Origin of the sequence: Gilliamella sp. BG2 (assembly GCF_046635645.1) — a bacterium.
In the GTDB taxonomy this organism is placed as follows: domain Bacteria; phylum Pseudomonadota; class Gammaproteobacteria; order Enterobacterales; family Orbaceae; genus Gilliamella; species Gilliamella bombi.
In genome coordinates this window covers 14818-40187 of the sequence record NZ_JBIDFF010000017.1, presented here as the reverse complement: position 1 = coordinate 40187, position 25370 = coordinate 14818, and the positions used below count along the sequence as shown (strand labels likewise).

At 33.0% G+C, this 25370-nt stretch carries 29 protein-coding genes and 1 tRNA gene; 15 read left to right on the top strand and 15 right to left on the bottom strand.

Features of this window, described 5'->3' with window-relative positions; translation table 11 throughout:
* The first annotated feature begins 4 nt into the window (after window positions 1-4).
* From ACGH6Q_RS08390 to ACGH6Q_RS08330, 13 genes are all read left to right on the top strand, one after another.
* The gene (locus ACGH6Q_RS08390) at window positions 5-499 is read left to right on the top strand and encodes a hypothetical protein (RefSeq protein WP_411578608.1); all 495 of its coding nucleotides are present in this window, start codon (window positions 5-7) and stop codon (window positions 497-499) included.
* 172 nt (window positions 500-671) lie between these two features.
* Window positions 672-1001 carry a hypothetical protein gene (locus ACGH6Q_RS08385; protein WP_085165003.1) on the top strand — a complete coding sequence of 110 codons (330 nt, stop codon included), beginning with the start codon at window positions 672-674 and terminating at the stop codon, window positions 999-1001.
* Between the two features lie 33 nt (window positions 1002-1034).
* Window positions 1035-1313, top strand: a complete 279-nt coding sequence (locus ACGH6Q_RS08380; RefSeq protein WP_065575069.1) for a hypothetical protein — start codon at window positions 1035-1037, stop codon at window positions 1311-1313.
* Window positions 1314-1415: 102 nt separating this feature from the next.
* The gene (locus tag ACGH6Q_RS08375) at window positions 1416-1748 is read left to right on the top strand and encodes a hypothetical protein (RefSeq protein WP_296300422.1); all 333 of its coding nucleotides are present in this window, start codon (window positions 1416-1418) and stop codon (window positions 1746-1748) included.
* On the top strand, window positions 1735-2127 hold the full coding sequence (locus ACGH6Q_RS08370) for a hypothetical protein (RefSeq protein WP_141672707.1): 393 nt from the start codon (window positions 1735-1737) through the stop codon (window positions 2125-2127). The genes ACGH6Q_RS08375 and ACGH6Q_RS08370 overlap by 14 nt, the downstream gene beginning before the upstream one ends.
* 41 nt (window positions 2128-2168) lie before the next feature.
* Entirely contained in the window at window positions 2169-2438 is a 270-nt protein-coding gene (locus tag ACGH6Q_RS08365; protein WP_085165008.1) for a hypothetical protein, read from the top strand.
* A gap of 97 nt (window positions 2439-2535) precedes the next feature.
* Window positions 2536-3663 carry a hypothetical protein gene (locus ACGH6Q_RS08360; protein WP_411592589.1) on the top strand — a complete coding sequence of 376 codons (1128 nt, stop codon included), beginning with the start codon at window positions 2536-2538 and terminating at the stop codon, window positions 3661-3663.
* Window positions 3664-3765: 102 nt separating this feature from the next.
* Entirely contained in the window at window positions 3766-4065 is a 300-nt protein-coding gene (locus tag ACGH6Q_RS08355) for a hypothetical protein (protein ID WP_065575016.1), read from the top strand.
* 86 nt (window positions 4066-4151) lie between these two features.
* Window positions 4152-4472: a hypothetical protein gene (locus ACGH6Q_RS08350; protein WP_296302157.1), complete on the top strand. Its 321-nt coding sequence runs from the start codon at window positions 4152-4154 to the stop codon at window positions 4470-4472.
* Between the two features lie 3 nt (window positions 4473-4475).
* Entirely contained in the window at window positions 4476-5024 is a 549-nt protein-coding gene (locus ACGH6Q_RS08345; RefSeq protein WP_065589876.1) for a hypothetical protein, read from the top strand.
* Between the two features lie 667 nt (window positions 5025-5691).
* On the top strand, window positions 5692-6015 hold the full coding sequence (locus ACGH6Q_RS08340; RefSeq protein WP_143421966.1) for a hypothetical protein: 324 nt from the start codon (window positions 5692-5694) through the stop codon (window positions 6013-6015).
* A gap of 52 nt (window positions 6016-6067) precedes the next feature.
* On the top strand, window positions 6068-6361 hold the full coding sequence (locus ACGH6Q_RS08335; RefSeq protein ID WP_065589874.1) for a hypothetical protein: 294 nt from the start codon (window positions 6068-6070) through the stop codon (window positions 6359-6361).
* A 19-nt stretch (window positions 6362-6380) separates the two neighbouring features.
* Window positions 6381-6932 (top strand): hypothetical protein, encoded by a 552-nt coding sequence (locus tag ACGH6Q_RS08330; RefSeq protein ID WP_065589873.1) that lies wholly within the window; start codon window positions 6381-6383, stop codon window positions 6930-6932.
* Window positions 6933-7224: 292 nt separating this feature from the next.
* Here the strand turns inward: ACGH6Q_RS08330 and ACGH6Q_RS08325 are convergent.
* A tRNA-Pro gene (locus ACGH6Q_RS08325) sits at window positions 7225-7301 on the bottom strand.
* 72 nt (window positions 7302-7373) lie between these two features.
* Window positions 7374-8510: a tRNA guanosine(34) transglycosylase Tgt gene (gene tgt, locus ACGH6Q_RS08320; RefSeq protein WP_065589872.1), complete on the bottom strand. Its 1137-nt coding sequence runs from the start codon at window positions 8508-8510 to the stop codon at window positions 7374-7376.
* 137 nt (window positions 8511-8647) lie between these two features.
* On the opposite strand from tgt, the gene ACGH6Q_RS08315 reads away from it, so the two are divergent.
* Window positions 8648-9322 (top strand): M48 family metalloprotease, encoded by a 675-nt coding sequence (locus ACGH6Q_RS08315; protein ID WP_174798918.1) that lies wholly within the window; start codon window positions 8648-8650, stop codon window positions 9320-9322.
* Between the two features lie 78 nt (window positions 9323-9400).
* Here ACGH6Q_RS08315 and queA read toward each other — a convergent pair whose 3' ends face one another.
* Entirely contained in the window at window positions 9401-10441 is a 1041-nt protein-coding gene (gene queA, locus ACGH6Q_RS08310; protein ID WP_296302158.1) for a tRNA preQ1(34) S-adenosylmethionine ribosyltransferase-isomerase QueA, read from the bottom strand.
* Between the two features lie 152 nt (window positions 10442-10593).
* Here queA and ACGH6Q_RS08305 point away from each other — a divergent pair, with 152 nt between their 5' ends.
* On the top strand, window positions 10594-11352 hold the full coding sequence (locus ACGH6Q_RS08305) for a M48 family metallopeptidase (protein ID WP_411592588.1): 759 nt from the start codon (window positions 10594-10596) through the stop codon (window positions 11350-11352).
* Window positions 11353-11432: 80 nt separating this feature from the next.
* On the opposite strand, the gene ACGH6Q_RS08300 is transcribed toward ACGH6Q_RS08305, so the two are convergent.
* From ACGH6Q_RS08300 to rpoD, 12 genes are all read right to left on the bottom strand, one after another.
* Window positions 11433-11885, bottom strand: coding sequence for a hypothetical protein (locus ACGH6Q_RS08300; protein WP_174798915.1), 453 nt, complete (start codon window positions 11883-11885; stop codon window positions 11433-11435).
* A gap of 61 nt (window positions 11886-11946) precedes the next feature.
* Complete coding sequence (gene ribD / locus ACGH6Q_RS08295; RefSeq protein WP_411592587.1) at window positions 11947-13077, bottom strand: bifunctional diaminohydroxyphosphoribosylaminopyrimidine deaminase/5-amino-6-(5-phosphoribosylamino)uracil reductase RibD; 1131 nt, start codon at window positions 13075-13077, stop codon at window positions 11947-11949.
* An 8-nt stretch (window positions 13078-13085) separates the two neighbouring features.
* Window positions 13086-13538: a transcriptional regulator NrdR gene (gene nrdR / locus ACGH6Q_RS08290; RefSeq protein ID WP_034914085.1), complete on the bottom strand. Its 453-nt coding sequence runs from the start codon at window positions 13536-13538 to the stop codon at window positions 13086-13088.
* A 218-nt stretch (window positions 13539-13756) separates the two neighbouring features.
* Window positions 13757-15046 (bottom strand): threonine synthase, encoded by a 1290-nt coding sequence (gene thrC, locus ACGH6Q_RS08285; protein WP_296300429.1) that lies wholly within the window; start codon window positions 15044-15046, stop codon window positions 13757-13759.
* A 110-nt stretch (window positions 15047-15156) separates the two neighbouring features.
* Window positions 15157-16095, bottom strand: a complete 939-nt coding sequence (gene thrB / locus ACGH6Q_RS08280; RefSeq protein ID WP_034914092.1) for a homoserine kinase — start codon at window positions 16093-16095, stop codon at window positions 15157-15159.
* A complete protein-coding gene (thrA, locus tag ACGH6Q_RS08275) occupies window positions 16096-18552 on the bottom strand; it encodes a bifunctional aspartate kinase/homoserine dehydrogenase I (RefSeq protein WP_411592585.1) in 2457 nt (818 codons plus the stop codon).
* 348 nt (window positions 18553-18900) lie between these two features.
* Window positions 18901-19230, bottom strand: a complete 330-nt coding sequence (locus ACGH6Q_RS08270; RefSeq protein ID WP_034914101.1) for a hypothetical protein — start codon at window positions 19228-19230, stop codon at window positions 18901-18903.
* A 137-nt stretch (window positions 19231-19367) separates the two neighbouring features.
* Window positions 19368-20123: an SDR family NAD(P)-dependent oxidoreductase gene (locus ACGH6Q_RS08265; RefSeq protein WP_411592584.1), complete on the bottom strand. Its 756-nt coding sequence runs from the start codon at window positions 20121-20123 to the stop codon at window positions 19368-19370.
* 180 nt (window positions 20124-20303) lie between these two features.
* On the bottom strand, window positions 20304-20756 hold the full coding sequence (uspA, locus tag ACGH6Q_RS08260; RefSeq protein ID WP_065589863.1) for a universal stress protein UspA: 453 nt from the start codon (window positions 20754-20756) through the stop codon (window positions 20304-20306).
* Between the two features lie 65 nt (window positions 20757-20821).
* Window positions 20822-22336, bottom strand: a complete 1515-nt coding sequence (pitA, locus tag ACGH6Q_RS08255) for an inorganic phosphate transporter PitA (RefSeq protein ID WP_065589862.1) — start codon at window positions 22334-22336, stop codon at window positions 20822-20824.
* Between the two features lie 70 nt (window positions 22337-22406).
* Window positions 22407-23378 (bottom strand): bile acid:sodium symporter family protein, encoded by a 972-nt coding sequence (locus ACGH6Q_RS08250; protein WP_034914119.1) that lies wholly within the window; start codon window positions 23376-23378, stop codon window positions 22407-22409.
* Between the two features lie 73 nt (window positions 23379-23451).
* On the bottom strand, window positions 23452-25293 hold the full coding sequence (rpoD, locus tag ACGH6Q_RS08245; protein WP_411592583.1) for an RNA polymerase sigma factor RpoD: 1842 nt from the start codon (window positions 25291-25293) through the stop codon (window positions 23452-23454).
* Window positions 25294-25370: the final 77 nt, after the last annotated feature.

The following is a 25370-nucleotide window of genomic DNA, read 5'->3' as shown; positions in this document are numbered from 1 at the left end:
AAGTATGATAAAAATGATATCCAATGTTGTAGTAAAGCGATTACCTCTCAGGAAACCTGGCGAAATCTATTCACTTGTTGAAGTTGATGGTGTTTGCTGTAATGAAAAACTGAAAGGGGGCTATTTAGAAGCGGCTTTTAGTTATAATGATGATTATATCTTACTTTTTTTGTCACAAAATGGTGACGCTTGGGAAGAGATTTTATCTATTTATTTACTTGATTTAAAAAGGAATAAATTTGTCGATCGAGCTAGAATTGGTGGTGGCTACTCTTCTTGGTTTGCTGGGAATGGTATTGATGATATTAAAATTTTATCCGATAATACGATAAGTTTTGAATTTATGTCGTTTAAGGATTCTGATGGTTGGTTACTCGAACTTTTTAACAAACCTATAAAAACCTTTCCGTTTGCACTTAGATATCTACCTTACATTTCCCGTCCAATTTCTTCCAAACGCTATTTTTTGATTAAAAAGAATAAAATATCACTTAACTAAAATCTTTGTATTGAAATACTAGATAGTTGTTAAGATGAAAAATTGTTTATAATAAATTATCTATATATTTTTTGAATATTGGTAATCAATATAGCGATGATCGTTGTTGCGAGTTAGGATTTATCTTTAAATAACAATTATATTTACCTTACAATATTACTAAAGAGGCGAAATGGTAGCTAAAATCATTCTGCAAGATACGTTCAATGAGCAAGATTTTCTACGGTTTGCCGAAAATTGGCAGCAAAATGCATCGATCATCATTGAATCAATATTACAACACAACGACGCAAAAAATCGTATTTTTAACTTTGTCTTAAATCATATTCCAGATTCATTTGCCGAAGCAGTGATTGATATTTTTCTGGAAGATAGTGATTTTATTATTAGTGATGAGGATCTGCTAAAATGTGTAAGGCAAGGCTCCATCGGTTTAAAACAGAGCATACGTTATCGAAAAAAGACACCTCAATATATTCTTAATTTATGTAACCAAGAATAATCAACGCATTACCAATATCAAGGAATATAAAAGATGCTAGATTTTTCCTACTTATCAGATCAAAAAGACAGTAAGCCATCTCTTGTGTTAAGTGATAAAAAAGTGCAATTACTTGAGCAAGCTTTTATCGATTTAAAGCGGAAAACAGGCATCATGATTGATGTCTATGGTCGAAACAGAATCTATCCCGATCATCAAAAAATATTAATCAACTTGTTACAAAAACATAACGACAGCGAAATCCAAAAACTAATTATGCTACTTAAGCAAGCTGTGAGTGAAGACGAAGTGATTATTGCCGATGGTGATTAAATGAATACATTGCTTATTGAAATATACTGACAATCATTTAATATGCCATTATACTGATGTCTGAATATTGAAAGTATCTTAACCTTTTAATTTTTTTTGAAAATGATGAATTTTATTACTATACGAGATATGCTTTCTAACATAGAAGACATGCCATACAGTTTTTTTTATCTTCCCGCTGATCACTCATCTTGGACACTTGATACCCAAGGAGTTTTTAGTCTTGAGGATGAAGATATTTTAGATGATGATGATTCAAACCTGCCTAAACAAGCTATAGAAGAAGGTTGGATACCAACGCTAGAAAAAGCCGAAATTGAAGATATTATTAGCGTGGCTAACAATGAATTAGATAATCCAACATTAGAGGATTTATTTAGCTCTTTTGTCTTTTATTTTAAAAACGATGCTTTTTTACAGTATGATGATTTATAACAATAAAAAAACAGTTGACTTGATATCAAACTTATCTGATAAACTCAATCAATTAGGTATTTTATTACAATCGAATATTGCTAGGCAGTTTAAATTAACTGATATGGCTAGTTATGTACATGTTAATATCTTGAAACAACAAATTTATCTGCGTTTCAAATTATCAATTAACAGTATGGAACTATTTGATAATGATATTGTTAATATTCGCATCACAAACGATATGATACATATAACTTGCCTTGTCTATTCAAATTATGGTGTGGATAAAGTAATGGAATATCAAGATAATCTTAATAATTTTGAATTATCTATTTTCGACAACATTGCTCTTAAACTACTGTCATGTTTTAAATCACATATTAATTTTATAGCATAATACCATGTTGCAACCAGAATTGATTAAATAGGATAGCAAAAATGAAAGAAATATGGGTATTTAATGGTGAAGGAGCAAACTTTCCTGCTGGTATATTCACCTCGTTAACTGAAGCTAAAACTTGGATTGAAAAACATCAATTATCTGGTGTGTTAACCCGTTATCCTGTGAATACTGGGGTGTATGATTGGGCCATTGCTAATGATTTGTTTACTGCCAAACAAACGTGGCATACAAAACCTGCCTTTATTGAATCTTTTACCTGTGCCTCAATGGAACACTACCATTTTGAAGCAGGACAACAGCAATAGCACTAAAACATTACTAATCATTAAAACTATTCTGTATAGAAAAAAGCCAAGTTATGTACACAACAATCCATTAACGCATTGACAAAAAAGGAAATAAGTGGTGGAAAAATTTTTCATATTACTTAAAAAAAAGGGAATAAATTATTTTGTTAAAAACAATAAAATAACCATTAATGGTAATGTGGACTTATATCATACAAATATTAAGACACTTCCTAATAATTTATCAATTAGTGGGCATCTAAATTTAGCTCATTCACATATAGAAGAATTACCTCAAAATTTAACGATTGGTGGCAATCTAAATTTAAATTATACCCATATCCAGACATTGCCTGATAATCTATCAGTTGGTGGTAATTTATATTTAGCTTACAGCGATATTAAAACATTACCTAACACTTTTTTTTGTGGAGGAAATTTAGATTTAGACTCATCAAAAATAGAATCGTTACCTGATAACTTAACCGTACTTGGTAACTTAATTTTGCAATATACTAAGATAAAAGCATTACCTGAACATATCACAGTTAAGGGAAATTTAAATTTATACGATACTCAAATTGAAGTATTATCAACATATTTATCAATTGGTGGGGGATTAGATTTAAGCTATACAAATATCACAAGTTTACCAGAAAAGTTCTCTATTAATGGTAATTTAGCATTAAGTGGCACTAAATTAACAAACCTGCCTGAAGGCCTTTCTGTTTCTGGAAGTTTAGAACTTGAATATACTGAGATTCAAACATTGCCACGTAATCTTACTATAGGTGGTAATTTAGATTTATTTCACACGCAAATCAATAAATTATCAGAAAATTTATCAGTTGGAGGTTATCTAAGTTTACAAAATCAAAAAATTAACACCTTGCCCGAAAATTTATCCGTAAACGGAACTTTATACATTGATGAGACAGAGATTAAACGATTACCAGAAAGTTTACAGGTAAATCATGTACTGATTTTAGATATCGAAAAAATCGAAAATATTGTTTATTATAAAAATCTTGAAGGGTTTGCTTCAACAATTTTCGCTTGTTGGATCAATAATGAATTTACTATTGTTGCCGCTCGTTTTTTAGGTGCACTTAAAACATTTGAAGAATATGTTGATAAAAATGAATCCTATGAAAATGCAATCAATTACAAAATCGCAGCTAGAGAATGTGTAGAAAAATTAGCTAAAAAACTGAATAAACCTTTTTTATCTAACAGCCTCTAATCTGTCTGATAATTATGGTAAAAACAAAGATATTAATCCAGTAATCTTGTAAATATGTAAGATAATATCTTACTATTCATTACCTAATAGGTATTTAAATTTATGGCGCTAGATTTTATTATCAACTTTGACAATCAGCAATCAGAAATATTTACCATGAGCGAAGATCTTCATGGAAAAATATTTAGTACATCAACCTGCTGGAAAAGTCTTAAACAATTAAAAAGAATTCGTGACTATTACACCGTTAATGTTGTGTTTAATGCTAGCAATTTGGCAATATTGATAACTGATTTAACGCAAATTATGTCACAAATTGAAAATTTTACTCCTGAACTGCAACGGATCATCATCACGCTCAAACAAAAAAATATTAAACAATTACGTGTTACTGGTGATTAACTATTTAGTTATTGAATAATGGATATCAAATACTTAGCCATACGTTTTAGTAATAAAACTTATTATGATAGGGATAACACCACTCAATGTCAGCCGAGTTTAGATTAGTGTTTATAAATCACACATGGTATCAGCAAAATGCCTGTGATATTGCCAATAAAATTTTATCATTACCCACTTATATTGCTAAAAATAACGCATACTGTTTATCTGGCTCACCATATTGGGATAATAGTAAGAGTAGATTGTTCGATGTCAGACTATTTTTGGAAGATACTCAAATTTTTATTGAAATAAGTGCTCATCCGCCTAGGATCGAAAAAGATTTAGCGCAGTTATTTACATGGATAAGAAGTCAGACTGAGATTAAAATATTAGACGACGATGGGCAAACGTCAGGGTGGTAAGTCATGATCGCATTGAATGCTAACATTATTAGCTATAAATCAATAGGAAACATTCAAATTGGTGATAACATTCTCACTTATTTGGATGAAATGTACCAACGGTTTGATGTTAAATGTCAAGAATGTGAATTGTATTCTCCACCTGGTGAGCAAAATAGATGGTGCTTCTATTCGTTAAACGATGGCACATTGACAATCACTACCACTTTTGACGGAGACATTATTGGAATAGGATGTAACCAAAATTACCAAGGCAAATATATAAATAAATATCAAAACGAGTTATATGCTGGCATTACCATGGAAGAGTTGTGCTATCTAACTAAGTTTCGAGCTATCTTACTTGGCATGCTGATTGTTGATGATGATTATGGTCTATCTTTCACACTACCTTCACCTTACGATGAAATCGCTGACAATATAAAAGACATCCCCTATGATTTAAAACTTAATGAACTTTATGTCACGGATTATTCTCAATGGAAGCCCAAAGCATATAAAAAGAAAACGCCGAAAAAACGCCGTATACCTAAACCTTATTCTTATTTTTAGTGTTAATTTAAAACATAAGCTATAAACGCCCTCTTCCTAAATTTTGTGTATTTTAAAGTTAAAGGTGACGGATGCTCAGTCAATTATTCATTTAATGCAGTTTCAATTACCTGTTTATTCATAAAACCCGTTAATTTACCTAAATCCTCCTGCATTTTTATGCTGTTAGCCAGCTAGCTACCATTCTTCTTAGTTTTTGTTCATCCATTTTAAGTTGTTGCATTAGCTCTAGTATTTGGCTTGTTCTTTTTTAAATTATTTTTAATCTTTTTAGAAAGAAATACCACAACGCTAATTAAAATAAAATTAATAACAAAATCAAAAATGAACGTACCTGCCGATGTTAATATGCTTTTTTTGTAAATGGAAAAAATAAGAAAACTAACTAATGTAATTATCCACGTTATCCTTATTATTGAAAAACATTATATATCATTCGCCCATCCCATTGATTAATTAAAATATATAAATTAAACACGCAATTAACTTAACTTGTTACTTTTTAAAAATTTTTGAAAGATTATAACGATCAGTAAGGTTAATTGTGATAGATAAAACCTATTATAATATATTTTATTGATCTGCGAAACCGATCATAATACAATAGTCAATCTTTTTAACTTAACCTTTACTTTACTTTTAATAAATTTTTATAGATAAGGAGAAAATGATGCTTGGTAGAATTTTGAACGGTTATTATTCTGATCTTGACGGAGATTATTATATTACAACGAATCCTTTAGTTAGAGATGGTATAGCTTTGCTTTATTGGATTGGGTTTACTTTAATTATTTTTGATAAATTTTTGGGACTAGATAATCCTATTAAAGTTTTTATGGCACTTTACGATATGTTTCATAATTTAGGCGGTTTACAAGGGTTTGGGATTTTGATTATTTACTTTTTCTTTACTAGCTTTATTTTTGGTTGGCTTCCAAGCATGTTTACATTAAGAATTTTAAAAATTTTAGAAAACTTATCTGGTAAATAAATAACTATTTAAATAATGAGGCTTATTTGTGTTAATTACAAGGAATAAAATAATGAAAAAAATAATTAGTTTTGTGTGTGTTAGTGTTTTAGGTTTTGTTTTGGTGGGATGTGGTGATAAAAACACAATTATTTATGATTTAAAAACAGGTAAAGCAACAGCAAGTGGTTTTGATTCTCAAGCTCCAGATTTAACTGGAGTTGGTTATATGAAAATAATGAATGAGATTAGTAAAAATTGTAATCTTGATACTGTAACACTTGCTATAAATTTAAATACTGATGGTAAATACACAACAAAAGTTTGTAAAAACGGCATTACTTACAAATTAATTAATGCTAAGTAAAAAAGAAAGGGGTTAAATAATGAAAAAAATAATTAGTTTTTTTTGTATTAGTGTTTTAAGCATGATGTTGGTTGGTTGTGGTGATGATGAGTTTGTAAAATTTGCTAAAGAAGCAATAAAAGATCAAAAAGAATGGGCTATGCTTTATGATTTTAAAAATAACAAATTCTATCAGTATCATACTTATTCAATTCGTAAAAATCAAGAACCATCTTTTATAATTGATCGTGAATTGAAAAATTGCTCAGTTTCAAAAGAAGAAATAAATAAAGTAATATTATCTGACGATTCAATTAATTTAACTTGTGATTCATACTTTGTTGGTGATTTAAAAGTAAAAGTGAAAATTGTTGGTAAAAAATCATCATATGATCAAAATATTCTTGATAATGATTTTAATTATCTATTTAACTTTAACACTAACAAAGTATATTATAAAATTTCAGGTGATACAGATGAGCAAATGAAAAAAAATGCAGAAAAAACAAAAAGTTCATGTCACTCAAAAGATAAAGAAATTTATGACGATTGCGGTCTCTTTAATTCAAGAGAGAAAATAATTGGTTTATAAGTAATAATAAAAAGAGGGGATTCCCTCTTTTTATAAAATTGTTGGGAGTTTTACCTTTTTATTTTGTATATGTTGTATATCTTCTTCTTCTTCTTTTTCAATTTTAAACTTATTTAATAAATACTCTTTTTCTTTCAAATTACATTTTTTAGTAATTTCACTTCTGCTAAAATATAAAAAATAACTTATTTTATAATAAGTTAGCTTTAATTTTTTATTTTTATTAAATAATGTAATTATGTTATTTTTTAAGGTATTAATGATGTTAAAAAAGGGTTTTGAAAGGAAAAAATGGTCGGCGAGAGAGGATTCGAACCTCCGACCCACTGGTCCCAAACCAGTTGCGCTACCAAGCTGCGCTACTCGCCGTTGGAAGCGCATAATACTGCGCTTCCTAAAAAGTGTCAATACCTACGATAAAAATTTATATCTGCTATGTCTTTATTTCGATAAAGGTGCTGGTGTTTTACCAATTCGTTGATAAAATTCAATGACAAAATTTTCGTAACGTTTATTCGCAACAGCTTCACGAATTTCAGCCATTAAACGTTGATAATAACGTAAATTGTGGATGGTATTTAGTCGTGCACCTAAAATCTCACCACACTTATCTAAATGATGAAGATATGATTTAGTATAATTTTTGCAAGTATAACAATCACAATGAGGATCAAGCGGAGTAGTGTCGTCTTTATATTTTGCATTACGAATTTTAATTACACCATTTGTGACAAATAAGTGACCATTACGTGCATTACGGGTTGGCATCACACAGTCAAACATATCAATACCTCGACGTACACCTTCAACTAAATCTTCAGGTTTACCCACGCCCATTAGGTAACGAGGTTTATCGGCTGGTAATTGTGGGCAAGTACCCTCCAAAATGCGATGCATATCAGCTTTAGGCTCTCCAACAGCTAATCCACCAACAGCATAGCCATCAAAGCCTATTTCGGTCAATCCTTTAATTGAGATATCACGTAATTCTTGATGTATTCCGCCTTGCACAATACCAAAGAGTGCATTTTTGTTGCCTAATTCATCAAAACGCTTTCGGCTACGTTTAGCCCAACGTAAAGACATTTCCATTGATTTTTTGACATAATCCCAATCAGCAGGAAACGGGGCGCATTCATCAAAAATCATCACAATATCAGAACCAAGATCATATTGAATTTCCATTGAAACCTCAGGTGATAAGAAAATCGAATCACCATTAATCGGATTACGGAAATAGACACCTTCCTCTTTGATTTTGCGGATATCACCTAAACTAAAGACTTGAAACCCTCCCGAATCGGTCAAAATTGGGCCATGCCACTGCATAAAATCATGTAAATCACCATGTTTTCGCATGATTTCTTGTCCAGGCCTTAACCATAAATGGAATGTGTTGCCTAGTAATATTTGAGCTCCAGTTGCAGTAACCTCTTCAGGGGTCATACCTTTTACCGTGCCATAAGTACCAACAGGCATAAATGCTGGTGTTTCAACGGTATATTCAACTCCACGACGATCGAATTTCATACGTCCTCGACGAGCAAGCCCATCGGTATTGTCTAGTTCAAATTTCATTTTTTTGTTAACCTCTTGCGACCAAATAAACAGTTTGGCGCGAATTATTGTTATAATACGTCACCGTATCATTAATTTTCGGTGTTAGTTTATCGTGCTAGGCATCAATAAACAATATTTGAAAGGATTTAAGACATTTGAAGCATATTAATTTATTTTTAATATCATGTTTTTCAATTAGTTTATTAGTTGGTTGTCAAAACTTCAATAATGAAGTTGCGCTAATTATTACATCAGACAAAATTAAACATTTATCTGAACAAGACATCGAGGCTATTGGAGCACAAGCGTGTGCTGACTCAGATAAACGATCTGTTATTGCTAATGAAAGTAGTTGGCTTACCCAAAAACTTGAAAAACTAACTCAAACGTTGCCTAAAAAGATTAATGATATTGAAGTAAATTACAAAGTTTATTTAAATACTGATCCTAATGCATGGGCAACAGCTAATGGTTGTATTCGCATAAACAGTGGATTAATAAAATTATTAAACGATAATGAATTACAGGCAGTTTTAGCTCATGAACAAGCTCATATTGCTCTTAAGCATGCTATAAAATCATTTAAACTAGCCCCTTATGTTGGGATAACCAATAAAGAGGTAATAGTTCTTGTTAAAGAAGATATTGCTCAACAATATGAGTTTGAAGCCGATCATTATGCCTTGGAATTATTAATGAGCAGTAATATTAACCCAATCGGGCTTGTAACTATGTTAAAAAAAATGCCGATTCATTCAAAAACAAAAACATCGCATCCATCAAATACAAAACGTATTGATCGTATTTTAGATCAATTAGGCAATAAATAAGTATTTATATAGATAAGCTTAATATAGCCATAAAGTTTGAACTTAGCTTAATTACATTGGATATTTATTTGATATTTATTAATATTTATTACTTTTCGCTGTAATAAACATAGCATCACCATAACTAAAAAATCGATAGTTTTCTTTAACAGCATGTTGGTAAGCTTTCATGGTGTTTTCATAACCAGCAAAGGCAGAAACAAGCATAATCAAAGTTGATTCAGGTAAATGAAAATTAGTTATGAGCGAATCAATGACCTTAAATTGATACCCCGGATAAATAAAAATTTGGGTATCGGCAAAAAAAGGAGCTATTTTTCCTGTGTTTTGTGCTGCACTTTCTAAAGCTCGAACAGAAGTTGTTCCCACAGCGATAACTTTTTTGTTTCGTGCTTTACATGCTAACACCGCTTCCACAACAGTTTCTGGCACTTCAGCATATTCAGAGTGCATAATATGGTTTTCAATGTTTTCAACCCTAACTGGTTGGAATGTTCCTGCTCCAACGTGTAAAGTGACAAATGCCATTTCGACGCCTTTCTGTTTTAGTTTTTCTAATAAAGGTTTATCGAAATGAAGACCAGCCGTGGGTGCAGCAACGGCTCCTGGCACTTTACTATACACTGTTTGATAAACTTCACGATCTTGTTCATTATCTGGGCGATCAATATATGGCGGTAATGGAATATGACCTATCTTATTTAAAACACTAAGCACATCGTCAGGAAATTGCAATTCAAATAAAGCATCGTGGCGTGTTAGCATGGTAACCTTAATAGGGTTATTTTCACCTAATATTAGTTCAGCACCTGCTTTGGGTGATTTTGAAGCTCTAATATGCGCTAGAGCTCGGTTATTATCTAATATTCTTTCAATTAATATTTCAATTTTTCCACCTGAAGCTTTTTTTCCATATAAGCGAGCAGGAATAACTTTAGTATTGTTGAAAATAAGTAAATCACCCGGATTGATTTTATCGATAATATCAGTAAATACATTATCTTCAACTTTACCTGTATGGCTATCAAGAGATAAAAGTCGGCATGCACTTCTGTTTTTTGAAGGATGTTTGGCAATTAGTTCTTTAGGAAGATAAAAATCAAAATCGGATAGTTGCATAATCGTGTTCCTCAAAAATGAGGCATTAGTCTAAAGCCCGGATATTGTCTAATCAAGCAATTATTTGTTGATTATTATAAAAGTTACGTTAAAATTTAAATTGTCTAAAGAAATTAGGCATTTGACATTTATATTAATATAAGGAAAAGAGTATGAATAAACATCAAAAAACATTGTTAGTTGCACTACCTCTAGTTGCAGCAATGTCACTCGCTGGTTGTAAAAATATGAGCGCAGATGACTTAACTAGTCTTGGCATGAAAAGTTTGCAAGCTGCTACTCTAAGTGATAATGATGTTAAAGCATTAAGTCAACAATCATGTGCTGAAATGGATGCTCAATCAAGAATTGCTCCAGCAAAAAGCGCTTATACTAAACGATTAAATAAAATTGCAAAAACACTTGGTAATAATCTAAACGGTACACCAATCAACTATAAAGTATACATCACAAAAGATGTTAATGCATGGGCAATGGCTAATGGTTGTGTTCGTGTATATAGTGGTCTAATGGATATGATGACTGATAACGAAATTCAAGGTGTTTTAGGTCACGAATTAGGTCACGTAGCTTTAGGTCATAGTAAAAAAGCAATGCAAGTTGCTTATGCGACTGAAATTGCACGTGATGCAGCAGCAGCATCTGGTAATGCAAAAATTGCCGCTCTATCGAAATCTAGCTTAGGCGCTTTAGCATCAGCAGTGATTAATTCTCAATTTTCACAAAAACAAGAACAAGATGCGGATAACTATTCTTTCGATTTCTTAGTTAAGAAAAAAATTAATCCAGTAGGTCTTGCAACTGCATTTGATAAATTAGGTGGCGGTGACGCTTCAATCTTAAGTAGCCATCCATCTTCAACAGATCGTGCAAACAATATTCGTAAAAAAATCGCTGAACTTAAAAAATAAGCACAGTAATTTTTAATCAAAAGCGCTATTAATGGCGCTTTTTTTATTTGTTACCAATAAAATAAAATTTGAAGACGAAGCTAAGATTTAAAAGTTTCAAGGCGATTATTGATAATACATTGATCTTTAACCATTTCAAATGAAACCAAAACCCCTTCCAAATTAATACCTAGAGTAATCAAAATGTTATCGAAAACATAATAGTAACGCATGTGCTCTTCATAGATATGATCTTTAAATCTATAATTATGATTAAACTGATTGGTTAACTCAAACGGCTGACCAATTTTAAAGTCAAAACCAAGAAAATCTAAAATTTGATTTGCTTTATCACATAAGAAAGTGTTGTCTATAACTTCATCAATTGATAATGCCTCAACATTATCCGAAATATAAAAAAAGAGAATTTGATAACCACAGACTTTTCCTATTCCTGAAATATCACCATAACCGAAGTCTTCGATAATACGATACTCATCTAAATTAAAAAAAAGATCGATATCAAGTGTGGCGAATCTTGTTATTTGATACATACCGGCTAACTTACTATTAAATTTTTAGTTTTGAATGTTACTGAAAAAAGTTATTAACTCTTTACAAAGTTGCAAGTAATTTTCTTTTTAAAATAAGTCGAAGATCATCGCCCACCATAGCAATCGATTCAAATTGAAATTGTGGTGCTAATGAAAGCTTTTGCAGATTTGGCAATATACACATATCTAACGCATTATGACCAAGTAATTTTGGTGCATAATAAATAATTAATTCATCCACTAAATCTTGTTCTATTAGAGCTCCAGCCAGATGAGCACCAGCTTCAACCCAAACCGAATTTATTTGTTTTTCGGCTAATAATGCAAACAATTTAGATAAATCTATTTGTTTACAACTAGATGATTCTATAATTAATTTGGTATTTTGTTTTGCAATAAGGTTATCTTTTTTTCGTACTACCCATGTTTCACCTGGCTGATTGAAAATATTTTCAGTACCTGTTAGCTGATCTTGACTGTCAATAATTACACGAACAGGTTGCCGGATTTTTTCTGGAAGGTAGATTTTTTTTATTTCATCAGGTAATTCGTTATATCTAACTGTTAAACTTGCATTATCAGCTTGCACAGTCGCACGAGTACTTAAAATACAGCTTGCTTGAGCTCGGAACTGTTGCACATCTTCTCTTGCCTTATTTGATGTTATCCATTTGCTTTCACCAGATGCCATGGCAATTTTACCATCTAATGAGGCGGCTAGTTTAAGTTGAATATAAGGCAAACCTGTTCGCATGAGTTTTAAAAAGCCTTTATTAATAGCTTCTGCTTGCTCAGTTAAAACGCCAATGGTGACATCTATTCCTGCTTCTTTTAAGCGTTTAATACCATTACCTGCAACATTAGGGTTAGGATCTTGCATCGCAATTACTACACGAATGATGCCAGCTTTAATAAGCGCATCAGCACAAGGAGGTGTTCGACCAAAATGACTACAAGGCTCTAATGTCACATAAGCTGTTGCGCCGATTGCCTCATCACCAGCCATTTTTAGTGCATGAACTTCGGCATGAGGCTCACCAGCTTTTTGGTGATAACCTTTGCCAATTATTTGATCATCTTTAACAATGACACAGCCAACATTAGGATTTGGTGTTGTTGTAAAACGACCAAGCTTAGCCAAATCAATGGCTTGTTGCATATAGAAGTGATCTTTATTGCAAATTGCAGTCATATTGTTGATTATTTTTGTTGTAACTTTGCAATTTCATTACTAAATTGTTCGATATCGTCAAAACTAAAATAAACCGAAGCAAAACGAATATAAGCAATTTTATCTAGATTTTTAAGTTCTTCAATCACATAGTCACCAATTAATTTTGCTGGGACTTCACGTTCACCTGTTGCTCTTAGTTTAGATTTTATACGTGTAATCGCATCTTCAATGGCATCAAAACTCACTGGGCGTTTTTCAAGAGCCCTTTTCATACCATTGCGTAATTTATCTTCATTGAATGGTTCGCGAACTTTATTGCTTTTAATGACATTAGGCATAATTAATTCAGCAACTTCAAATGTAGTAAATCTTTCATTACATTCAACACATTGCCGTCTACGACGGACTTGAAATCCTTCACCGATAAGACGTGAATCAATCACCTTTGTATCATCTGCATTACAAAAAGGACAGTGCATAAATGTATCCTTATGGCAACAAAATAATCATTACAATATCTGAAAATTTTGATTTAAACAAGGGTCTAATTGTTATGACGTTAATCATTATACTAGAAAAATAGGTATGGTTTATTCACCTTAAATGTTAGTTTTATCATCGATAGTATTAAAATACATGATGATGAAGATTCACCAAACATTCAAAAATTAGCCACCTATTTGGTGGCATAAAACACTTACCAATTTAATTTAATGAGAAAATCTCTTAATTTAGCAAAATCATCAGGCATACAATGAGAAAGCAATGTCATATCAGCTCGCTCTGCTAACTCTTTAGGCAATGGAACTGATTTACCTAAAATATCTTCAACCACTTCTTTAAATTTAGCAGGATGTGCCGTACCTAAAAATAGTCCATATTCACCCTCTTGTAACTGATCACGCAGTGCTCGATAAGCAATTGCACCATGAGGTTCAGATAAGTAACCTTTTTGATCAAGTTCACAAACAGTTTGCTTAGCAACTTCATCCGAAACAGTAGCATGACCGAGTGATTTAAGATCCCATCCCTCACGCTTATAAATCTCTTCGATACGTGGCCAGTTATTTGGTTGGCTTACATCCATTGCATTCGATAATGTTGCAATGGTTGCGTGAGGTTCCCACTTACCAGTTTCTAAATAACGAGGTACTGTATCATTGGCATTCGTTGCGGCAATAAAGCGTTTAATAGGTAATCCCATTGTTTTCGCAAGTAGACCTGCTGTTAAGTCACCAAAATTGCCACTCGGCACAGAAATAACCAGCTGTTCACGTTGAGTTGATGTGAGTTGTGCAAAAGCTTCAAAATAGTAACAGATTTGTGCTAATAATCGGCTAATATTAATTGAGTTAGCGGAGTTTAAACCGATTGTTTTTTTCAAATCTTCATCATCAAATGCTTTTTTAACTAAGGCTTGACACGCATCAAAGTCACTTTGAATAGCAATTGTATGTATATTATCACCTAAAGTACAAAATAACTTTTCTTGTAATGGACTAATTTTACCTTCTGGGTATAAAATCACGACGCGAATATTTGGTAAATGATAAAACGCATGAGCAACGGCCGCACCAGTATCGCCAGAAGTAGCAGTCAAAATAGTAATTTTTTTGTCAGCAGCAACTTGCACTAAAGCTTGCGCCATAAAGCGTCCACCAAAATCTTTAAATGCTAATGTTGGTCCATGATATAGTTCTAATGAACCAATGTCTGCTTCCACAGAAGTTACTGGAGCAGGGAATTGAAATGCATTTTTAACAAGTCTATGCATATCATCACAGCTAATCTCATCACCAATAAAAGCAGATAAGATCTTGGCACTTCGAGTAATGAAATCAAGTTTTAATAACGACTCAATTTCGGATGATGAAAATTTAGGTAATTGTTGAGGAAAGAATAAACCTTGCCCTCTTCCTAATCCTTGTTGAACTGCTTGTGCAAAGCTAACTTGCTGGGAATGATCTTTTAAGTTATATAATTTCATAATATTTTCCGGTTATCTTTATGCTGTAATATTTCACTCTTCGTAATATCAACTTGTTGAATAATAGTTGGCAATTTTGTTATATTTAACTCTACTTTTTATAGTAAACATTAAATAACTCTTGTTCCTTGAGTATCAATTTTACAAATATGAGTAAAACCTTCATCATTTTGCAAATAATATTTTTTAAGTAATAATTCAATTTGCTGAGCTGTTTCAAGTTTATCTGCAATCACAAATATTGTTGGCCCTGAACCTGAAATACCCGATGACAAAGCACCAAGTTGCTTAACCCGTTTTTGAGTTTCATCAAAATTAGGTAATAATTGTTTACGATAAGGCTCAGCAATATTATCAAAAAGCATTGTGGCAGCCAGCTTAGGTTGTTTGGTATAACAAGCATGCAAAAATCCCCCCACATAGCGACCATGTGCTACACAATCAGACCTTTGATATTGAGCAGGTAAAATTGCACGTGCTTCAGCCGTTGATACCTTTATTCCTGGATAAGCCATCACCCAATACCAATCATCAAAATGCGGAATCGACTCACTAATAATACCCATCTCATTAAGAATAAGTTGCATCCCACCTAAATAGCATGGCGCAACATTATCATAATGCACACTGCCCGAAATACGACCTTCAAGTTCTCCCATCATGGATAACATTTCAAATTCATTAAAAGGTTTATCAAAAAACTCATTTAATGCAACCAATGCACCAACTACTGAGCACGCACTTGAACCTAAACCAGAGCCAATTGGCATATTTTTTTCAAGAGTCATACTAACAGGTAAAGTTTTCCCCATTGCTTGACAAAATCGCTGCCAACATTGAAATACAATATTACATTTTGGATCACGTGGTAGCTTTTTGACAAATTGACCTTTGCTAGTAAGGGAAAATTCGTTAGCAGATTTAACAGTAATACAGTCACCAAGCATAGCGCCACTAATCGGGCTAATTGCTGCGCCCAATATATCAAAACCAACGCTAATATTAGCCATTGATGCAGGCGCATAAACAGTTAAAGATTTATGACTCATTTAACCTCCGATTTTACCTGATGTTGTACGTAAAATATCAGCAAAAACACCTGCTGCAGTAACATCATTACCAGCACCATAACCACGTAATACAAGAGGAATAGGTTGATAATAACGAGTATAAAAAGCTAAGGCATTTTCGCCATTTTTGACTTTATAAAGAGGATCTTCGCTATCGACAGCTTCAATTCTAACACTGCATTGATGGTTTTCTATGCTACCCACATAACGTAGAACTTTACCTTCTTTTGCTGCTTGTTCAGATTTTGCTTTAAACTGTGCATCTAACTGCGGTAATTTGGTCATGAAATCATCAATGCTACCTTGTGCATATTCAGGAGGTAATACGGATTCGACATTGATTTGATCCAATTCTAATTGTAAACCTGATTCTCTAGCTAAAATAAGTAACTTTCTAGCTACATCGGTTCCAGATAGATCGTCTCGAGGATCAGGTTCAGTAAAACCTTTCTCTTTAGCCAATTTAGTTGCTTCAGACAGTGACATGCCTTCGTCAAGTTTACCAAATATAAAAGAAAGCGATCCAGATAGAATTCCCGAAAACTTGATTAACTCATCACCTGCATTAAGTAGATTTTGAAGATTTTCAATTACCGGTAACCCAGCCCCTACATTGGTATCATATTGGAATTTACGCTTATTTTTTGCAGCTTCTTGGCGTAAGCGTAAATAGTAGGCCATTGAGCTAGTATTTGCTTTTTTATTTGGTGTAACGACATGAAAGCCATTAGCTAAAAAATCAGCGTATTTGTCAGACACTTCGCTACTAGAAGTACAATCAACGAGAATCGGATTAAGTAGTCGATTAGACTCAGCAAACTCAATAATACTATCCAATGAATATTTAGTATCACTCTGTTTGATTTGATCACGCCAATTACTAAGATCAATACCGTCTCTATTGGTTATGCTGTGTTTAGAGTTAAACAAACCACATACTCGCAAATCAATCTGTTTGTTTTTAAGCCATTTCTGTTGACGTCCAATTTGGTCGACAAGCGCACCACCGACCCCACCAACACCAATAACAAAGACATCAAGCATTTTATCAGTACCAAATAACATCTGATGCGCAACACGAACGCCCATTACAGCAACATCATTATCAACTACAACTGAAATTGAGCGTTCAGATGAACCTTGTGCTATAGCAACAATATTAATATTAGCTCTGGCTAATGCTGTAAAGAAATTAGCTGATAAACCACGTAAGGTACGCATGCCATCGCCTACTACAGAGATAATAGCAAGCCTTTCAATCACCTCGATCGGTTCAAGTAATCCATCTTTTAATTCTAAGAAAAATTCATCACTTAAAGCTTCTTCTGCACGATAAAGTTCTGTTTGTGGCACACAAAAACTAATGCTGTATTCAGATGATGATTGAGTAATAAGTACAACTGAAATGCCAGCATAAGACATCGCAGAAAAAACACGTGCCGACATACCAACCATACCTTTTAATCCAGGACCTGAAACATTGATCATTGCCATGTTATTTAAATTGGTAATACCTTTTACAGGTGTGGTTGAGTCAACAATATTAGCACCAATTAATGTGCCTGGCGCATCAGGATTATTTGTATTTTTGATTAAACAAGGAATCTGAAATTGGGCAATAGGTAAAATAGTTCTTGGATGAAGTACTTTTGCTCCAAAATATGAAAGTTCCATCGCCTCTTGATAAGACATTGTTTTTAGTAATTTGGCATCTGGTACAATACGGGGATCACAAGTATAAACTCCATCAACATCGGTCCATATTTCACAGCTATTTGCTCTTAAACAAGCTGCTAATACGGCAGCAGAATAATCAGAACCATTTCGTCCAAGCACAACTAATTCACCTTTTTCATTACCAGCGGTAAAACCGGGCATTAGAATAAAATTGTCTTGTGGAATGTGCATTTCAGCAATTCGATGAGTCGATTCAGGTATATTAACAGTCGATTCTAAATAACCACCTTCTGCAATAAGCATAGCAACAGGATCTATTACCGTGATCGTATGGCCTCTTGCTTTGAGAAGTTCTTGCATAATAGCAATTGATAGCTTTTCTCCACGACAAATAATTGATGCATTGATACTATCAGGACATTGACCGAGTAAACGGATACCTTCAAGTAATTGCTTAACATGCTTTAATTCATTAAGAGCAAAATGCTTCATCTCTTCATAAGCAAAATTAGGGTGAGCTTTTGCAAGACCTGCTAATAGATCTGCAAATATCTTTTCAGCATCATAAATGTTACTTTTGATATCTTGCCCAGCAACCGTTTTTTCAACCATGGCTACTAAATGGTTGGTAATTTTAGCAGGTGCCGATAAAACAGTGGCGGTTTGCTCTTGTTTAGCATTATTTTCAATAATTTCTGCAACTCGCAAAAAGCGTTCTGCGTTAGCAACAGATGTTCCTCCAAATTTTAAAACTTTCATATCACACCTTACTTATTATCTTAGTTTATGCCCATTACTATCTATAATTATAGTTTTTAGAACTTATTTATAGGTATTAAAAATCTTGTAGTCTTATCATGCTAATTCTGTTTTTAATTTTTTTGCACAGGTTAACTACTTTATTTCCATGCAAAATAAAAAACCCGCCTTTAGGGGGCGGGTTTTTTAATATTTATTGAAAAAATCAACCCGCCCTAGATAGCATAATAGTACCTAAGGTGCTAATAATTCCTGTCATACTAACTAAAATTATCATGATTTTCCCTAAAAAATATTTAATTAAACTAAAAACAAAACAGCCCAACATTTTCATGTCAGGCTGTAATTTTAAAAAACCTTTTTGCTATTTTCGTATTCATTAACAACTTTATTCAATGCTTGATATATGCACTTTTCATCTTGTTTTTTTAATGCTTCATCTAAAATATTAAGATACGATAACATTAGCTTTTGATTATCTTCGGCAAATTGCGGCGATACTTCTTGATCTTCATATAACATAACATACGTACGAGCAAATCCAAAAATCAAAAAATAAACCGATGCATTTTTTGGATCTTCTTGAATTAATGCTCTCATTGCCTTTCTTAACTTTACATAACTATCAGTACCAGGCAAACTTGTCGCAAATGTTTTCGTTACTTCAGAAAATGTCATTGCCATAAACCTCAATCAAAATCACAAGAAGAAAGAATAACAACCCATTAGCATAAGTGCAAGTCTATTTTGTTTGCCAAACAAATTTTTTTAATTTTCGCTAAAAATCAGCAAAAAACTTAATAATGGAAGTTATATTATTTAGCCTCTTTACAAACAGACAATCCTGCCGATGCTTGTGCAACAGGCATTATTTCAATTGAGTTAACATTAAAATGATTTGGTGTATTAATTAACCAAGAGACAGTATTAGCTATATCTTCGGGAGTAATAAATTCAACACCTTGATAAACCTGTGCGGCTTTCTGGTTATCGCCATGAAAGCGAACATTTGAAAACTCTGTACCACCACATAATCCCGGTTCGATATTAGTAACTCTAACCTTTTTCCCTAATAAATCGGTACGCAAATTAGCACTAAATTGTTTAACAAAAGCTTTAGATGCACCATAAACATTTCCGCCTTTATAAGCATAAGTACCAGCCACAGATCCAAGATTAATAATATAACCAAAATTGCGCTCAACCATTTCTGGTAAAATTTGTCGAGTTAGGTTTACTAGCCCAATAATGTTAGTTTCAATCATTGTTTCCCAATCGTTATAATCTGCTTCATAAGCAGGTTCTAAACCTAATGCTAGACCTGCATTATTTATTAAAATATCTATGGGCTTAAATTCATTTGGTAGTTGCAATAAAATAGTATTTACTGCATCTTTTTTAGTTATATCTAATGGTAATGAAAGAAAATTAGCACCTAAGTCATCTGCAAGGTTTTGTAGTTTATCTGCACGTCTAGCTACGCCTACAACTTTATAACCATCTGCTATAAGTTTACGGCAAATAGCTTGCCCAAAACCAGAGGATGCACCAGTAACCAAAGCTATATTCATATTAAATCCCCTTATAAACTAAGTTAAAACTGGAGTATATTTCGATAAACGACTATATGCATAAACAAAAAGTAGTACATAAAAATATACTGAAACACATAGTTACCTGAAAGTTTTTTACAAAAAACTATCTAATATCTATAAAAAACCCGCTAATTAAGCGGGTTGATATTTAATACTTCATTTAGCAGGTTCTTCTGCTGGTTCTTCATCTTTTAGCGGAACAATCAAGGTATCAATATGTGTATTATTGATAAGTTGACGAGCAGAAGACATCAACTTACTCCAAAAGTCTTGATGATGACCACACACGACAAGATCAGCGCCATATTCATGAATTGCTTCGATTAATACTTGGTCAAATTCACCATTCCCAGAAAGAGTATGAGCTATAGGATATCCCGCATCATTGGCTAGTTTATTTAATGCAATATGCGCATCTTCAGTAATTCGGTCTTTCATATCATTCATATTAATATCAACTAAACCAGTATAAAGATCCGAATAATTAATACCAACATGAATCAAAGATATTTGAGCATTATATGGCCTAGCCATAGAAACTGCTTTTTCGACAAGAACTTCACTTTCAGGTGATAAATCTACTGCAACTAATATGTGTTTATAAGCCATGATACATTACTCCTTCCAATTTAACGGTCAGATAAAACTACAAAATTGATACTCTCTTTTTACTACTAAATCAATTTTTGAGCAAGCCAAAAAAGTGACCCAGATAACAAAATTGAAATTGGAAGTGTTAAAATCCAAGTTAATGCAATATTTTTAATGGTCTTACTTTGAACGCCACCACCATCAACAATCATTGTACCTGCCACAGATGAAGAAAGAACTTGAGTTGTTGAAACAGGCATACCAGTATAACTTGCAATCCCAATTGATAAAGCCGTAGTGATTTGTGCCGACACGCCTTGTGCGTAAGTCATCCCTTTTTTACCAATTTTTTCACCAATAGTAATAGCTACACGACGCCATCCTATCATTGTTCCAATTGCTAGCGCTGAAGCTACCGAAATAATGATCCAAATCGGCGCATATTCAACAGTTTTAAGTAAATCGTTATTCAAAGATTTCAGATATTGTTTTTCCTCTGCTGTTACATTAGCTTGTTTAGCAACATGCGAAACAGTATCCGATAAACATAATAATATGCGTCTAGCTTGTGAACGTTGTTCAACAGTGAGTGATTCATAATTATTCATTTTATTAAATAAATTATGAGCAATACCCAGTGTGATAAATGAATGTGAATAGTCACAATGATACTTATTCAAATCGCCTTCTGGAATACTTGTGTCTAATGCAGGTTGTTTACCTATTATCGTAGTTAGATCATCATTGTGAGTAACAAAGTACTCCTGAATATTATCAATAGCATTACGAGTGTTAGTAATATCATAGGTAGACGCATTCATATTAACAATAAAGCCAGCAGGAGCGATACCCATCAATACTAACATTAATAAACCAATACCTTTTTGTCCATCATTAGCACCATGAGAAAAACTCACACCTGCAGCAGAAATAATAAGCATTATTCGGATCCAAAAAGGTGGCTTTTTCTTACCATAAAGTTTTTCTCGCTGCTCTGGAGTCATAAAGATGCGTTCTCTTTTTTTACTACTCTTTTTACTTTGCCCTTTACGTGTCCAATACTTACGCAGACAAAAAATCATTAACCCAGCAATAACAAGACCAACTATTGGTGAAACAATCAAGGATAAAAAGATTTGAATCATCTTAGGAATATTAAGCGCATCAATAATTGATGTATCCATAACCAATGCATTTGCAAGTGCTACGCCAATAATAGAACCAATTAAAGTATGTGAACTTGATGCAGGAATACCAACAAACCAAGTACCTAAATTCCAAATGATTGCTGCAAATAAAATAGAAAATACCATAGCAAGCCCATGAGTAGAGCTTACATTAAGTAATAAATCAGTTGGTAACAAATGCACAATGGCATAAGCCACACTAAGCCCACCAAGTAGTACGCCAAAGAAATTAAATACTCCGGCCATAAAAACGGCAAGTTGTTCTTTCAATGCCCTTGTATAAATAACAGTGGCAACAGCATTAGCAGTATCATGAAATCCATTAATAGCCTCATAAAAGAGTACAAAAAGTAAAGCTAAGACTAATAATATAATGGTTGAAAATTCTAAATCAGCAAATAGATGAAACATAATATATCTTTCTGTTGTTAATTAGCGCCACTATTATCCTTGAGAATAAGCTAATGAGCAAAACAATTTTTTACATTTTTCGTTTAGCATAACGTGCCGCCAAAAAAGCACAAATCATTAATTGGATTTGATGAAAGATCATTAAAGGTAGGATCAAAATACCCATCATCGACATGGGGAAGATAACACTTGCCATTGGAATACCACTTGCTAGGCTCTTTTTTGAACCACAAAATACAATTGTGATTTCATCTTGTTTGCTAAAACCAAAAAATCTTGCACTATAAGTGGTAATAAATAAAACTATAACTAACAGAATAATTGAGAAAAATATAATATTTAACAAAGATAAAAAACCGACTTGCGACCATATACCATTAACAACTGCATCACTAAACGCTACATAAACCACTAATAAAATCGACAAACGATCTGTTTTAGAAATAATATTTTTATACTTATCTACCCATTGACCAATAAAACGTCTAGATAAATGCCCGACAACAAATGGCAACATCAGTTTCAGCATAATAGAGGTAATGGCATCAATTATGTTCATTGATGCCGAGGTTTGAGTATGTATTAACAATCCAACTAAAAGCGGGGTAATAAACACCCCCAATAACGTTGATGCTGAGGCACTGCAAATAGCTGCTGCCACATTACCTTTAGCTATTGAAGTAAATGCTATTGCAGACTGCACTGTTGCTGGTAAAACACAAAGATAAACAAAACCTAAATAAATATCATGTGATAAAAAAGTGGGCACTAATAACTGCATCATCATGCCTAAAACTGGGAATATTACAAATGTAGTTGTAAATATTAACAAATGTAATCGCCAATTTTTTATACCAGAGACAATTGCTTGAAAAGAAAGTTTTGCGCCATGCATAAAAAATAGCAAGCCAATAGCAAAAGTTGTAAGGTATTCAAAAACCGTTTTAGCCTGTCCTTCACAAGGAAAAAAGCTAGCTGTAATCACAACACAAATTAGAATCAATAAGAATGAATCAATCTTAACACGTTGAAATATATTCATGATTTTTAATATCTTTGATTAACAAGAATAAAAAAATCGCCACAAAAGTGGCGATATACAAGAAAGATAAAATTTATTCTAAGAAACTACGAAGCACATCAGATCGACTTGGATGACGTAATTTTCTCAGCGCCTTAGCCTCAATTTGACGAATACGTTCACGAGTTACATCAAATTGCTTACCAACTTCTTCTAGCGTATGATCTGTATTCATATCAATACCAAATCGCATACGTAACACTTTCGCTTCTCTAGGCGTTAATCCTGATAAAATATCGCGAGTTGCGCTACGTAAACTCTCAGAAGTCGCCGCATCTAGCGGTTGCTCAAGAGCTGTATCTTCAATAAAATCACCTAAATGCGAATCCTCGTCATCACCAACTGGTGTTTCCATCGAAATTGGCTCTTTAGCAATTTTAAGCACTTTACGAATTTTATCTTCAGGCATTTGCATGCGTTCAGATAACTCTTCAGGTGTTGGTTCACGACCGATTTCCTGTAACATTTGACGAGAAATACGATTTAACTTATTAATTGTTTCAATCATATGTACCGGAATACGAATTGTCCTTGCTTGGTCAGCTATAGAACGAGTAATCGCTTGTCTTATCCACCAAGTTGCATAAGTTGAGAATTTATAACCACGACGATATTCAAATTTATCAACTGCTTTCATCAAGCCAATATTACCTTCTTGGATAAGATCTAAGAATTGTAATCCTCGGTTGGTGTATTTTTTCGCAATAGAAATAACTAGTCGTAAGTTAGCTTCTACCATTTCTTTCTTAGCTCGACGTGCTTTAGCTTCGCCAATAGACATACGTCGATTAATATCTTTGATTTGCTCAATAGAAAGACTTGTTTCAGTTTCAATTTGTTGTAACAAATCAACTTGAGCAGCAATTTGAGTTTCAAAATCTTTTAAATTATCCGCAAACGCACCTTTCGATGATAAAGCTTTCTTAAACCAATCCATGCTATTTTCATTGCCAGTAAAATAAGTCATAAATAGTTTTTTCGGCATTTTGCATTTTTCAACACAAATCCTCATAATAACACGTTCATGAGTTCTAACACGCTCCATCATGCTTCTCATGTTATTAACAAGAATATCAAACTGCTTAGCAACTAAACGGAATTGTTTAAATATTTCTGATAGATTTTCGATCTCTTTTTGTGCTTTTTTATGAGCACGGCCATATTTTTTAATAGCATCAGACGTTTTATCATGTTGCTCTTTTAATTCGGCAAATTTAGCTTTAGCAACCTCGGGATCGATAGAAACATCATCATCAGTCGATGCCTCGTTTTCATCATCCTCACTATCATCATCGCTATCATCGATTTCAATTTCGGTTTCACTAACGTCTAAATCTTCAGGTAACTCTTCAACAACTTCTTCAGCATTTGGATCAACAAAACCTGTAATTAAATCAGATAAACGAACTTGTCCACTTTCGATTAAATTATATTGCTCTAAAAGATAAGTTATAGCTTCTGGATATTCGGATACCGAAGTTTGAACTTGATTAATACCATCTTCAATACGCTTAGCAATATCGATTTCGCCTTCACGCGTTAACAGTTCAACCGCTCCCATTTCACGCATATACATACGAACAGGATCAGTTGTTCTACCAATTTCTGACTCAACATTAGATAATACTAATGCTGTTGCAGCTTCAACAGCTTCTTCATCAGGGACATTATCTGAAAGTAATAACTCATCAGAATCAGGGGCTTCTTCAAGAACTTGAATCCCCATATCATTAATCATTTGGATAATATCTTCAATCTGATCTGAATCAATAATCTCTTCAGGCAAGTGATCGTTGACATCAGCATAGGTCAGGTATCCTAGCTCCTTACCTCGAATGATTAGGAGTTTTAACTGTGATTGAGAATTTTGCTCCATAAAGGTATCCATTTTAGTTATTTGGTCATTTATATTATGCATGTAGAACAATATCTGGAATCTACACGTACTCTATA